The 13065-nt window shown below is 69.8% G+C and carries 13 protein-coding genes and 1 tRNA gene; 7 read left to right on the top strand and 7 right to left on the bottom strand.

The window, feature by feature from the left end; translation table 11 throughout:
- Positions 1–34: 34 nt before the first annotated feature.
- The gene (locus NE358_RS15915) at positions 35–670 is read left to right on the top strand and encodes a Pr6Pr family membrane protein (RefSeq protein WP_289940052.1); all 636 of its coding nucleotides are present in this window, start codon (positions 35–37) and stop codon (positions 668–670) included.
- Here NE358_RS15915 and NE358_RS15910 read toward each other — a convergent pair.
- Both NE358_RS15910 and NE358_RS15905 read right to left on the bottom strand, forming a co-directional pair.
- On the bottom strand, positions 665–1354 hold the full coding sequence (locus NE358_RS15910; RefSeq protein ID WP_289940051.1) for an SGNH/GDSL hydrolase family protein: 690 nt from the start codon (positions 1352–1354) through the stop codon (positions 665–667). The genes NE358_RS15915 and NE358_RS15910 overlap by 6 nt on opposite strands.
- 20 nt (positions 1355–1374) lie before the next feature.
- Complete coding sequence (locus NE358_RS15905) at positions 1375–1959, bottom strand: YdeI/OmpD-associated family protein (protein ID WP_116239541.1); 585 nt, start codon at positions 1957–1959, stop codon at positions 1375–1377.
- A gap of 125 nt (positions 1960–2084) precedes the next feature.
- Here NE358_RS15905 and NE358_RS15900 point away from each other — a divergent pair, with 125 nt between their 5' ends.
- The gene (locus NE358_RS15900) at positions 2085–2444 is read left to right on the top strand and encodes a hypothetical protein (RefSeq protein WP_289940048.1); all 360 of its coding nucleotides are present in this window, start codon (positions 2085–2087) and stop codon (positions 2442–2444) included.
- Positions 2445–2637: 193 nt separating this feature from the next.
- Positions 2638–3399, top strand: coding sequence for an SDR family NAD(P)-dependent oxidoreductase (locus tag NE358_RS15895; RefSeq protein WP_116239540.1), 762 nt, complete (start codon positions 2638–2640; stop codon positions 3397–3399).
- Positions 3400–3415: 16 nt separating this feature from the next.
- Here NE358_RS15895 and NE358_RS15890 read toward each other — a convergent pair whose 3' ends face one another.
- From NE358_RS15890 to NE358_RS15880, 3 genes are all read right to left on the bottom strand, one after another.
- A complete protein-coding gene (locus NE358_RS15890; protein WP_141378050.1) occupies positions 3416–3955 on the bottom strand; it encodes a DUF6611 family protein in 540 nt (179 codons plus the stop codon).
- Positions 3956–4245: 290 nt separating this feature from the next.
- Entirely contained in the window at positions 4246–4656 is a 411-nt protein-coding gene (locus NE358_RS15885) for a hypothetical protein (RefSeq protein ID WP_289940043.1), read from the bottom strand.
- 183 nt (positions 4657–4839) lie between these two features.
- Positions 4840–4913 (bottom strand) — tRNA-Gly (locus tag NE358_RS15880).
- Positions 4914–5260: 347 nt separating this feature from the next.
- On the opposite strand from NE358_RS15880, the gene dcd reads away from it, so the two are divergent.
- On the top strand, positions 5261–5866 hold the full coding sequence (gene dcd, locus NE358_RS15875) for a dCTP deaminase (protein WP_103207874.1): 606 nt from the start codon (positions 5261–5263) through the stop codon (positions 5864–5866).
- Between the two features lie 58 nt (positions 5867–5924).
- On the opposite strand, the gene NE358_RS15870 is transcribed toward dcd, so the two are convergent.
- Positions 5925–6689, bottom strand: a complete 765-nt coding sequence (locus tag NE358_RS15870) for a winged helix DNA-binding protein (RefSeq protein WP_289940038.1) — start codon at positions 6687–6689, stop codon at positions 5925–5927.
- 107 nt (positions 6690–6796) lie between these two features.
- Here NE358_RS15870 and NE358_RS15865 point away from each other — a divergent pair, with 107 nt between their 5' ends.
- A complete protein-coding gene (locus NE358_RS15865; protein WP_103207876.1) occupies positions 6797–7318 on the top strand; it encodes a MarR family winged helix-turn-helix transcriptional regulator in 522 nt (173 codons plus the stop codon).
- Between the two features lie 107 nt (positions 7319–7425).
- Here NE358_RS15865 and NE358_RS15860 read toward each other — a convergent pair whose 3' ends face one another.
- Positions 7426–8796 carry an MFS transporter gene (locus tag NE358_RS15860; RefSeq protein WP_103208575.1) on the bottom strand — a complete coding sequence of 457 codons (1371 nt, stop codon included), beginning with the start codon at positions 8794–8796 and terminating at the stop codon, positions 7426–7428.
- Between the two features lie 128 nt (positions 8797–8924).
- On the opposite strand from NE358_RS15860, the gene NE358_RS15855 reads away from it, so the two are divergent.
- Entirely contained in the window at positions 8925–10673 is a 1749-nt protein-coding gene (locus NE358_RS15855) for a DEAD/DEAH box helicase (protein WP_289940036.1), read from the top strand.
- Between the two features lie 508 nt (positions 10674–11181).
- Positions 11182–13056 carry a molecular chaperone DnaK gene (gene dnaK, locus NE358_RS15850; protein ID WP_289940034.1) on the top strand — a complete coding sequence of 625 codons (1875 nt, stop codon included), beginning with the start codon at positions 11182–11184 and terminating at the stop codon, positions 13054–13056.
- The last annotated feature ends 9 nt before the right edge of the window (positions 13057–13065 follow it).

Here is a 13065-nt window from a genome sequence, read left to right as displayed (position 1 = left end):
CGGTCGTCCGGGTCTCTCGCGGTAGCGTCACGGTGTGATCTCCCCGTCCCCCGGCCCCCCTCGACGTGCGCGCGCCGTGCTGCGCGTCACCGTCGGCGCGGTCGTGATCGCCGTGGTGCTTTTCGCCGACGTGTTGCGGATCGCGGCCGGAGATGCCAACCCCTTCGACTTCTTCGGATACTTCACGAATCAGACCAGCATCCTCACGGCGCTCGTGCTGATCGCCGTGGGAACGTTCGGCCTGAGGGACCGCCCCGTTCCCTCCGCGCTCACGCTCGCGTGGGCGATCGGCGCCGCCTGTCTCATCGTGGTCGCCGTCGTCTACAACGCTCTGGTGCCCGGAACGGGGTCGGCCCCGCCCTGGGTGAGTGTGGTGCTGCACGTCGTCTTTCCCGTGCTCGTCGTCGCGGACGTCGCGACGGCTCGCGACCGACCCCGGCTCGCGTGGCGGCGCCTGTGGTGGGTGTTCCCGTATCCGCTGCTCTGGATCACCGTCGTCCTCGTGCGCGGCGCGACCGACGGGTGGGTTCCCTACGGGTTCCTCCTGCCTGAGCGCGGCCTCGCGTCGCTCCTGCTGCACGTCGTCGGCATCCTGGCCCTGCTTCTCGTCGCGGCGACGGGCGTCTGGGCGCTCGGTCGACGGCGGTCGTCGCGAGCGCTGCCGTCATAGGGGTGGGTCGAGGGCGCCCAGCGCGGCATCCATCTGCTCCGCCAGGTGCGCGTACCCGGTGTCGTCGGGGTGAAGGCCGTCGCCGGCCATCCAGCTGTCGGCGGAGTCGGCGTAATGACCGTCGAGCCAGTGGCTGGCACCGTCGATGTGGTCGGCGCCGATGCGCGCGGCGGCGTCTTCGACCCAGCCCGCGATGATGTCGACCGACGCCGGGCGGTCGGCGGTGTACCAGAAGGGCTCGACGACGACGATCCGCGCGTCGGGCAACCCGTCGCGCAGGCGCTGCAGGTCGCTGTCGATGGTCTCGCGGATGCGGTCGGCCGCGCGGTCGTAACTGAAGTTGTCGTTGAGACCCATGGTGACGAACACCAGATCGGGGTCGTCGGCGATGACCTGGGCGGGGATGTCGTCGAGTCCTGGCCCCATCGACGCGCGGCGGTTGACGAAGCCGAGGCCGTTCTCGCTGCGGTTGATCTCTTGCCAGCCCCGCTCGGCCGACACGATCGTCGACCAGCGCTTGTCGTTCGAACTCGCGCCCGTGCCGCGCGTGTACGAGTCGCCGTAGAACGACACGACGGGTCCGGTGACGGCGGGTGCGGGTTCTGCGGTGGGGGCCGAGCACGCGGACACGCCGAGAACAAGGGATGCCGCGGCGATCAGGCCGAGGAGTCGTCGCGCACGCATGAGCCCATTCTCGGTGGCGATCAGTCCCCCCGGGCCGGGGGAGCCGGATCGGCGGCGAGACGTTGCACGTGGCGCGCGATCCTCGTCGCCCGGGTCGCGGGCGTCGTCGCGGTGACGACGGGATGCAGCACCGAGTAGCGCTCGGCCTTGGTCAGCGCCTCGAAGGCGCGCGCCGCGACGGGCTCGGCATCCAAGGCTTCGCGCAGATCCGCCGGGACCTCGATCGCCGCGGATCCCTCGTAGGCGCGCTCCCACCGCCCGTCGGCCTGAGCGCGTGCGATCTCGTCGGCCCCGCGGGGCCGCAGGCGACCCTCGTCCGTCAGGCGGGCGACGTGATCGACGTTCCGCTTCGACCACATCGAGCGGGCGCGGCGCGGGGTGAAGTGCTGCCGGAAGGTGTCGGCATCCCGAGACTGCTTTCGCCCGTCGATCCACCCGCTGCAGAGGGCCTCGTCGAGGGCCTGGGCGTAGGTGAGAGACGTGGGCGAGGTGGTGCCCTTCTTCGCGAGGACGAGCCAGACGCCGTCGCTGGTGTCTTCGTGGGCGTCGAGCCAGGATCGCCAGCGCGCGGCGTCGGCCACGATCAGTTCGGGGGCTTCGGTCATGATCGTGATCCTCTCGGCCGGCTCATCGGACCCTAGCGCGGACCCCCGACACGAGCGCCCTATCGGAGCGCGCGCCCCGGGGCAACCGGCCCCCTCCGATGCGTTCGAGAGGAGAACATCGCTGAATGCGCAGTGTGACTTATGCCGGTGAGACCGTGACCACGACCGACGATGTGGCCGAGGCACTCGTGCAGCTCACCGCGTCGATCGCTGCCGAGGGGCAGGCCGAGGCCGTGAGCATCCCCATCGTCACCGGCGGCGGACAGGAAGACGAGGCCGAGCTCGTCATCGGCGTCGGCAACGACGTGCTCAGCGCCCCGGCCGACTGGGAAGGTCAGGAGCCCGACTTCTCGTGGGCGGCCGAGGAGCTGCGCCGGCACAAGCGTTTTCCGCAGGCGCCCGCCGTCGCGGTCGAGCAGTCGAGCGACGACGCGAACCCCGACGCCTTCTGGGATCCCGACCTCGACGGCTTCACCCGCGCCTGAGCCCGCACGACCGGGCCCCGCACCCGCGGGGGGAGCTCGTCAAGCCCGCCTCGCCGCCCGCGCTCAGACGTAGCGTGGGTGATCCGCATCGGACGCGACCGGTTCATCGCCCCGATGCGTGAGCCCCGGACAGTTCGGGCGGCCCGCCGTTTCGTGGAGCCGCCCGAACGCTCGGCACCGGGAGGATGGGCACATGCTGCACTCCCTCGTCACCGGCGCGTCGCGCGGAATCGGACGCGCCATCGCCGTCGCCCTCAGCGCACGCGGCGATCGGGTCGCCGTTCACTACGGTCAGGATCGATCGGCCGCCGAAGAGACCCTCGCCCTTCTGCACGGTGAGGGGCACGTCCTGGTCGAGGGGGACGTCTCGGACCCCGCGACCGCGGAACGGATCGTCGACGACGTCCTCCACACGTTCGGACGCATCGACGTCCTCGTCAACAACGCGGCCCTCGCCCCGAACCCCTCGACCTCGCACCCGGTCGCGACGGTCGACTATGCCACCTGGCACCGCACCTGGGAACGCATGGTCCAGGTCGATCTGCAGGCGCCTGCCAACCTGAGCTTCCTCGTCGCCCGCTCCCTGATCGAGAGGGGGCTGCCCGGGGCGATCGTGAACGTGGGCTCTCGCGGCGCCTTCCGCGGCGAGCCGGAGTTCCCGGCCTACGGCGCGGCCAAGGCGGGCCTGCACGCCATGGGCCAGTCCCTCGCCGTGGCCCTGGCGCCACACGGCATCGCCGTCACGAGCGTCGCGCCGGGGTTCGTCGGCACCGATCGGCAGCAGGAGAAGCTGTCCGGGCCGACGGGTGACGGCATCCGGGATCAGAGTCCTTTCGGCCGCGTCGCTACCCCCGAGGAGGTGGCGGATGCCGTGGTGTATCTCAGCGCGCCCGGGTCGCAGTGGGCGTCGGGAACGATCCTCGATCTGAACGGCGCCTCGCACCTGCGGACGTGACCGCCGGCAGCACGAGTCAGGACCCCGCGGGCCGCAGGTCGGTCATGTGCTCCACGAGGGCGGCGGGAGTGTGCCCCGGCGCGGGGGACAGCGCCGCATAGACATCGCCCCAGGTGAGCATCAGGTGCGCGCGGCTCCCCGTGACGGCTGTCCACCGCCCGGCCTCGTCCAGCCGATCCGCGTGATCGCGGAGCGGTGAGGCGTCCGTCATCCATACGCCCGCGCCGCTGATCTGCCAGGACTCGCGTACGCGCCGCGCGAACGGTCGGCTCCTCCACACCAGCCATGCCCACGGCCCCAGCCATACGGCCGCGCCGAGCGCCACGCTCCACGAGACGGAGGCGGCGTGGTGTGCGACGACGGCTGCGGCGATGCCGCAGAAGAAACCGATGGTGGGCCAGATGACGGCGGCGTTCCAGGCGAGCCGCTCCTCGGGGGTGCCGTCCGGGGGGAGGACCCGCAGGTGCTCGACGATGAGCCCGTGTCCGCTCCATCGACGTTCGTAGGAGCCCCAGGTGCCGCTGACGTGAAAGGGGAAGCCGGTGTTCGATCGCACGGGACGATGGTGCACTCGCCGGATCCGCCCCGCGAGGATCCTCACGATACCCATGCGGGGGCACCGCGCGTCCACGTCGTGCACACCGGCGAACAGCTGTCTCCACAGCTGTGGATAACTTTGTGGAGAGTGTGTGTGGAAACCGGCGCGGCCTGTGCAAATAGGTGTGGATAAGCCCCGTATTCGTTAACGTGTTCGAAACTACACGCGCGTAATTCCGCGGAGCGGCGGGCCGGGTTCGATGCTTTGCCCTGTGGAAAGTCCTCGACCGGATGCCACGGCCCCGGGGCTCAGCCCATCATGCTGCCGAAGATCCTGGCGGCACCCACCGCGCACATCGCAACCCAGAACAGCGTCCACGCCAGCAGGGTGTAGCCCCAGATCGCCTCGCCCACGCTCATCCGTCCGCGGCGGAATCGGACACCGAACGCCCCTCCGACGACGAGCACGATCGCGACCACGGCCGCGACGACGGGCTGCTGCCACACGACCAGCAGGGGAAGGGCGAAGATGATGGCCAGTGCCGCGGCGGTGTAGTTCACGCCGGACGACTGCGCCTGCACGACTTGCAGGGCGATGAAGGCCACCACGATGAGCGCGATCGCGACGAGCTGCAGCCACCCGAGCGCCTTCACCCAGAACGGCAGGCCCGGCCTCTCGATGCCCGCGGTATCCGTTTGACCTTCCGAGATCTCCGTCATGACGTCCCCCTTCGTCGGTACCCACTCTCGCGGGTGGGGCCGAAGGGGCGAGGAGGGGTTGACGTGGTCGGCGGGGGCGGCTTCGCGGCGTGCAGAGCCTCCGGCGCCAGGGTCCACCCCGGGCTTCGAGTCAGGGCAATGCGAGAGCCCTTCCGGGCGGCCGATGGCCACCCGTGAGGGCTGTGGAGGGGCTGACGGGAATCGAACCCGCGCTATCTGCTTGGGAAGCAGATGTTCTGCCATTGAACTACAGCCCCGTGCGCCGTGCGGCAGCCCGGCCAGCATAACAGCGTCTGCGCGGCATCCCGAGGCATCCGCGCCCATCCCGGGGTCCACGCGACGGGACGGTGGCGTCGAAACCGCAGGAGATTTGCGAGGACGCACGCGTTTGACACGCATCGAGTGCGGTCTCGTCAAATCGAGTACGGCCTCGACGCCGCCCCACCCCGCCCCACGTCGAGATGACGGTCGTCGAGCGAGATGACGGGGCACGCGATGGCATCCCGAGTCACGTCGGGAAACGCGGGTGATCTCGATGCCGCGCCCATCACCTCGCGCCGAAACCGCGCAGACGCGGCACAGGCCTCGCCCCTAGGCTGGGGCCGTGCTGCTCTCCGATCGCGACATCCGGGCCGAACTCGACGCGAAGCGCCTCGGCCTCGAGCCCTTCGACCCGGCCATGGTCCAGCCCTCGAGCGTCGACGTGCGTCTCGACCGGTACTTCCGGTTGTTCGACAACCACAAGTACCCCTTCATCGATCCCGCCGAGGATCAGCCCGAGCTCACGCGCCTCATCGAGGTCGAGCCCGACGAGCCGTTCATCCTTCACCCGGGGGAGTTCGCGCTCGGATCGACGTTCGAGCGCGTCAGCCTGCCCGACGACGTCGCCGCGCGCCTCGAGGGCAAGTCGTCGCTCGGGCGTCTCGGGCTGCTCACCCACTCGACCGCGGGGTTCATCGACCCCGGATTCTCGGGCCACGTCACGCTCGAGCTCTCGAACGTCGCGACGCTGCCCATCAAGCTGTGGCCCGGGATGAAGATCGGGCAGGTCTGCTACTTCCGACTCACGTCGCCGGCCGAGAACCCCTACGGATCCGGTCCGTACGGCAACCGCTACCAAGGCCAGCGCGGCCCGACGGCCTCGCGCTCGTCGCTGAACTTCCACCGCACCGACGTCGGTTCCACCGACGAGGGGTCTGCGGGACGCTGACCGAACGACGACGCGGCGGGCTCCCGAGGGAGGTCCCGCCGCGTCGTGTTCTCGATGATCACTCGGATGCCGCGGACTCGCGCCCACGGATGAACCCGGCGTCGAAACCGCGCTCGTAGGCGCGCTCGGCCGCCCGGTGCCCGCGGCCGTGCCCGCGCTCGTGCCGGTGGCCGTGGTCGCCGTGGCGGGGGTCGCCGCCCTGCGGGGAGCCGTCGGATGTGCCGTCGCCGTCGGAGAAGTGCCCGTCGGTGTGCCCGCCGTGGCGGGGTCCGAAGCCGTGGTGGGCATTGCCGCCGTCGCCGCGTCGGTGATCGCGCTCGCCGCCGCCGAAGCGGGGGCCGCCGCGCATGCCGGGGCCGAATCCGCGGCCCGAGCCGGGGCCGAACGGGCCGGGACCGAAGCCGAACCCGCGCGGACCGCGCGAGCCGGCGTCTTCCTCGAGGCCGAGGGCCTCGGAGATCGCGTCGAGAGCGGCGGTGAGGCGCTCGATCTCGTCGGCCGGGACCTGGGACAGAAGCGCCTGGCGGTCGGCATCCACTCGATCGAGCGTCTGACGACCCTCGTCGGTGAGCGTCCAGCCGTCGCCGGCGGGGGCGATCCATCCCCGGTCGGCGAGGGCGCTGATGCGCTTGCCGCCGCGGGCGATGCGGTCGCTGATCCACGGGGCGTCGAGGCGCCCGTCGATCACGGAGAGAACCAGGACGGTCTTCGGGTGCAGGTCGCCGTCGCGCAACGGGGCGAGCAGACGGTGGTGCAGCGCGTGGCCGACCGTCGTGAGGCGGTGGGCGAGGATGCGGGGGTCGTGAGGTGTGGGGGTGTTCATGGGGAGTCCTTTCGTGGGCGGTCGATCCGCCATTGCATGTCATGTGACAATGAATGTACTGTGACATGCATTCCCGATGCTTGTCAAGCGACATGTAAAATCTCCTCATGTCCACCGACCCCGCCGACGAGATCGCCGCCGCCCTCGGGCGTCTGCGCGGTCGTCGCCCGCGGCCGCCGTTCCCGGCCGAGGCGCACCATCACCCGCACGGCGACCACGGCGGTGGGCACGGGGGGCCGTGGGGCCGCGGCGCTCCGCCGTGGGTCGCCGATCCTTCGCACGGGCGCTTCGGTGGACCCGCGCGGCTCCGCATGCTCGACGCGCTGGTCGCGGCATCCGGATCCCTCTCGGTCAGCGAGATCGGCGAGGCCGTGGGCGTCGATCAGCCCCGTGCCTCGCGCCTCGTGCAGCAGGCCGCGCAGATGGGGCTGGTCGCGCGCGAACCCGATCCCGACGACGCCCGCCGCACGCGCGTGCGCCTCACCCCCGAGGGCGAGGGGCTCGTGTCGGGCTTCCGGGGGCGCAGACGGGATGCCGTGCGCTCCGCACTCGAGTCCTTCAGCGACGCCGAGCGCGTGGAGTTCGCCCGCCTCTTGGCGAAGTTCGCCGACTCCTGGCCGCGCGACTGAGGTCGCGGCATCCGGATTCTCGACGATGGACCACGCGGTCCGCGCGAGATCACCCGACCGGGACCACGCGCACCGTGTGATCTGGCGGAGCTGCGTGCCGGCGCGTATCAGGCGATGACGGCGGGCTTCGCCTTCACCGGGATCATCAGCAGCAGCCCCGCGCCGAGGATCAGCACGATGCCCAGGATGCCGAGGCGCGTGTCACCCGTCAGTCCGACGAACAGCGCGAACAGGCCCGGGGCCAGGAACGACACGGCGCGACCGGTCGTGGCGTAGAGGCCGAAGATCTCGCCCTCGCGACCCTCCGGAGCGACGCGCGCCAGGAACGATCTGCTCGCCGACTGCACCGGGCCGACGAAGGCGCACAGGCCCAGGCCCACGATCCAGAACGCCGTCTGCGAGGTGCCGATGAACAGCACCGCGCTGCCGAGCACGATGAGGCCGACGAGCGAGGCCATGATGACGCGCTTGGGTCCGAACCGGTCGTCCAGGCGTCCGGCCGCGAAGGTGCTGATACCGGCGACGACGTTCGCCGCGACGGCGAAGTACAGCACCTGCGTCGAGCTGAAGCCGAAGACCTGCGCGGCGATGATCGCCCCGAAGGTGAAGACGCCCGTCAGCCCGTCGCGGAACACCGCGCTGGCGACGAGGAACACCAGGACCTGTCGGCTGTCGCTCCACAGCGATCGCAACGTGGCCCACAGCAGAACGTAGGAGCGGAAGAAGCTGACCTTCACCCGACGCTCCCGGGCCGGGATCTCCGGCACGCGCAGCAGCACCGGAATCGCGAAGACGGCGTACCAGAGGGCGGATGCCACCACCGCCAGGCGGATGTTCCACCCGTCGTCCTTGGTCACGGCGAGGAGCCCACCGGCATCCGCAGTCCCGAAGCTCTGGATGAACAGCACGAGCAGCAGGATCAGCAGAACGATGCCGCCGACGTACCCCATGCCCCAGCCGAAGCCGGAGACGCGGCCGATGTTCTCGCGGGTCGAGACCTGGGTGAGCATCGCGTAGTAGTTGACGCTGGCGAACTCGAAGAAGACGTTGCCGACCGCGATCAGTGTCGCGCCCAGCACGAGGAACCGGGGAGTGCCCTCCACGAACACCATCGCCGCCATGGCGAGCACCACGAGACCGGTGTTGATGCCGAGCCAGAGCTTGCGGCGGCCGGTGCCGTCGGACCGTTGGCCCAGGACGGGGGCGACGAGGGCCACCACGATCCCCGCGATCATCAGCGCGACCCCGACGAGGGTCGCGTTGTCGGCGAGGGCGCGCACGAGGGCGGGGTCTTTGTCGTCGCCGTTCGCGGCCGCCACGATCCGCGGATCGACGAAGAGCTGGCTGGCCAGATAGGTGCTGAAGACGAAGGTCGTCACGACGGCGTTGAAGGCCGCGGACCCCCAGTCCCAGAGGGCCCAGGCGATCACCTGTCGGCGGTCGGTGGCGGGGGCTGCGGTGGTGCCGGGGGAGGACATGTCGGTCACGCTAGGGTCCTTCGGTGAACGCCCGGTACGGCCGGGGAGGCAGCCGCGCCGTCGTCGGCGCGCGGGTTCAGGTTAGACCCCGGCCCGCGCGAGAGCGCGGAGGAGACTACCGTGGAGTCATGGCATCCGAAACCCCCGTCGACTCCGCTGAAGCCGAGACCGCCCCCGAGAAGCTCACCTTCGCCGATCTGGGACTGGATGCCGCTGTGCTCAAGGCCCTGAAGGATGTGGGGTACGAGACCCCGTCCGCGATCCAGGCCGCCACGATCCCCGTGCTGCTGCAGGGGCGCGACGTCGTCGGTCTCGCTCAGACCGGAACCGGCAAGACCGCCGCCTTCGCACTGCCGGTGCTCTCGCAGATGGAGACCGGCCACAAGAACCCCCAGGCCCTCGTGCTGGCGCCCACCCGCGAGCTCGCCCTGCAGGTGTGCGAGGCGTTCGAGAAGTACGCCGCGCACATCAAGGGCGTCTCGGTGCTGCCCGTCTACGGCGGCCAGGGCTACGGTCAGCAGCTGTCGGCCCTGCGCCGCGGTGTCGACATCGTCGTGGGCACCCCCGGTCGCATCATGGACCATCTCGACAAGGGCACCCTCGACCTGAGCGAGCTCAAGTACCTCGTGCTCGACGAGGCCGACGAGATGCTCAAGATGGGCTTCGCCGAAGACGTCGAGACGATCCTCGCCGACACCCCGTCGACCAAGCAGGTCGCGCTGTTCTCGGCGACCATGCCGGCGCAGATTCGTCGCATCTCGGCGCAGTACCTCAACAATCCCGAAGAGATCACGGTCAAGACCAAGACCGCGACCTCGACGAACATCGCCCAGCGCTACCTGATCGTGTCGTACCAGCAGAAGATCGACGCCCTCACGCGCATCCTCGAGGTCGAGAACTTCGAGGGCATGATCGTCTTCACCCGCACCAAGAACGAGACCGAGACGGTCGCCGAGAAACTGCGCGCCCGCGGCTACACCGCGGCGGCGATCAACGGCGACGTCGCCCAGGTGCAGCGCGAGCGCACGGTCAACCAGCTGAAGTCGGGCAAGCTCGACATCCTCGTCGCCACCGACGTCGCCGCGCGCGGCCTCGACGTCGACCGCATCAGCCACGTCGTCAACTACGACCTGCCGATCGACACCGAGTCGTACGTGCACCGCATCGGTCGCACCGGCCGCGCGGGTCGCACCGGCGACGCGATCAGCTTCGTCACCCCGCGCGAGCGCCGCATGCTCACCGCGATCGAGAAGGCCACGCGCCAGCCGCTGACCGAGATGTCGCTGCCGAGCGTCGACGACGTCAACGCGACGCGCCTCACCCGCTTCGACGACGCCATCACCGCCGCCCTCGAGGACACCGCCGCGATCGCGACCTTCCGCGACGTGGTGGCCCACTACGTGGCGCATCACGACGTCCCCGAGGCCGACGTGGCCGCAGCTCTCGCCGTGGTCGCCCAGGGCGACACCCCGCTGCTGCTCGAGGCCGAGGCGTTCCGTCAGCAGCGCTTCGACAACGACCGGCCCGCGCGCGACTCGCGCGACGGCGCGTCGCGCGACGGCGGCCCGCGCCGCGACACCTCCGGCCGCTTCGCCACCTACCGCATCGCGGTCGGTCGTCGCCAGCGCGTCGAGCCCCGCCAGATCGTCGGCGCCCTCGCCAACGAGGGGGGTCTGCGCCGGGGCGATTTCGGCGCGATCCAGATCCGCCAGGACTTCTCGCTCGTCGAGCTCCCCGCCGACCTGTCGAGCGACACGATCGGCCGCCTCGCCGACACGCGGATCTCGGGTCAGCTGATCGATCTGCGCCTCGACCAGGGCGGTCGCTCCGCCAAGCGCAGCGACCGTCCCCAGCGCCGCGACCGCGACCGCGACTGAGTCACGGCATCCGTTCGACGCCCCCGTATCCCGTTGAGGGTGCGGGGGCGTCGTGCGTGGTGGGGGTGCGGGCGCGTTCGCGCGGCCGTGTCCCACTCCTGGTTGCCTGGGGTCCGCTCGGGCCGCCCTTTTCGGGACATGGTTTGCACAGATCGGGACATGGGTGGGCGAGGGATGGCCGCCCCGGTCTCTTCCGACCATGTCCCGCTTTTGGTTGCCTGCGGCCCGCTTAGGCCGCCCATTTCGGGACATGGTCTGCGCAGATCGGGACAGGGGTGGAGGGATGCCGGAACACCGGGGATACGCGGGGCGGGCCGGGGACGCGCGGGGCTAGGCGCAGGGTCTCCACGTTCGTGGTATCCCGAAGTTGAGCCGATTCATATCAACTCTTCTTGACGGGGCGACGGGCGTGCGTTAGCCTTGAGTCACCGCGGCTCAACCCGCGCAGAGACTTTCATCCAGAACCCCGAGCGCGGCAACGGCCGTGCTCACAAGCAAGGAGACACATATGCCCCGTGCAGTGGGAATCGACCTCGGTACGACCAACTCCGTCGTGAGCGTGCTCGAGGGTGGCGAGCCCAAGGTCATCGCCAACGCCGAGGGTTTCCGCACGACCCCCTCGGTCGTCGCCTTCACGAAGGACGGCGAGGTGCTCGTCGGCGAGACCGCCAAGCGCCAGGCCGTCACCAACGTCGACCGCACGATCTCCAGCGTGAAGCGCCACATGGGCACCACCTGGACCTTCGACGTCGACGGCAAGAAGTGGACGCCGCAGGAGATCTCGGCCCGCATCCTGCAGAAGCTCAAGCGCGACGCCGAGGAGTACCTCGGTGACAGCGTCACCGATGCCGTCATCACGGTCCCCGCGTACTTCAACGACGCCGAGCGTCAGGCCACCAAGGAGGCCGGTGAGATCGCGGGCCTCAACGTGCTGCGCATCATCAACGAGCCCACCGCCGCGGCCCTCGCGTACGGCCTCGACAAGGGCAAGGAAGACGAGCTCATCCTCGTCTTCGACCTCGGTGGCGGAACGTTCGACGTCTCGCTGCTCGAAGTGGGCAAGGACGACGACTTCTCGACCATCCAGGTGCGCGCCACCTCCGGCGACAACCGCCTCGGTGGAGACGACTGGGACCAGCGCGTCGTCGACTACCTCATCAAGCAGTTCAAGGACACCACGGGCGTCGACGTCTCGGGTGACAAGATCGCCCTGCAGCGTTTGAAGGAAGCGGCCGAGCAGGCCAAGAAGGAGCTGTCGAGCTCGACCTCGACCAGCATCAACCTGCCGTACCTGTCGCTCACCGACTCGGGCCCCGTCTCGCTCAGCGAGACCCTCACGCGCGCGAAGTTCGAGGACCTCACCAAGGACCTCCTCGACCGCACCCGCAAGCCCTTCTCCGACGTCATCCGCGAGGCCGGTGTCAAGGTCGACGACATCGCCCACGTGGTGCTCGTCGGCGGCTCGACCCGCATGCCCGCGGTCGCCGAGCTCGTCAAGAAGGAGACGGGCAAGGATGCCAACAAGGGCGTGAACCCCGACGAGGTCGTGGCCGTCGGCGCAGCCCTGCAGGCCGGTGTCCTCAAGGGCGAGCGCAAGGACGTCCTGCTCATCGACGTCACCCCCCTGAGCCTCGGCATCGAGACCAAGGGCGGCATCATGACCAAGCTCATCGAGCGCAACACCGCCATCCCGACCAAGCGCAGCGAGACCTTCACCACCGCCGACGACAACCAGCCGTCGGTCGCGATCCAGGTCTTCCAGGGCGAGCGCGAGTTCACCCGCGACAACAAGCCGCTGGGCACCTTCGAGCTCACCGGCATCGCCCCGGCTCCCCGCGGCATCCCGCAGGTGGAGGTCACCTTCGACATCGACGCGAACGGCATCGTGCACGTCTCGGCGAAGGACAAGGGCACCGGCAAGGAGCAGTCGATGACCATCACCGGCGGTTCGTCGCTGCCGAAGGAAGACATCGAGCGCATGGTGCGCGAGGCCGAAGAGAACGCGGCCGACGACAAGAAGCGCCGCGAGTCCGCCGAGACCCGCAACCAGGCCGAGACCCTGTCGTACTCGATCGAGAAGCTGATCAAGGAGAACGAGGACAAGCTCCCCGCCGAGGTCAAGACCGAGGTGCAGGGCGATGTCGACGCACTCAAGACGGCTCTCGCCGGCGACGACGACGACGCGGTCAAGACCGCGTTCGACAAGTTGAACGCCAGCCAGGGCAAGCTCGGCGAGGCCATCTACGCCTCCTCGCAGGCCGCGGGCGAGCAGGCCGACCCCAACGTGGGTCAGCCCGGCAACGGTGAGACGCCGAACCCCGAGGAAGACGTCATCGATGCCGAGGTCGTCGACGACGAGCCGACCGACGAGAACAAGAAGTAAGCGATAGAA

Source organism: Sphingomonas sp. G5 (genome assembly GCF_052660795.1).
Note: the sequence above shows the minus strand (reverse complement) of the source record. Positions and strands in the feature narration are given on the sequence as shown.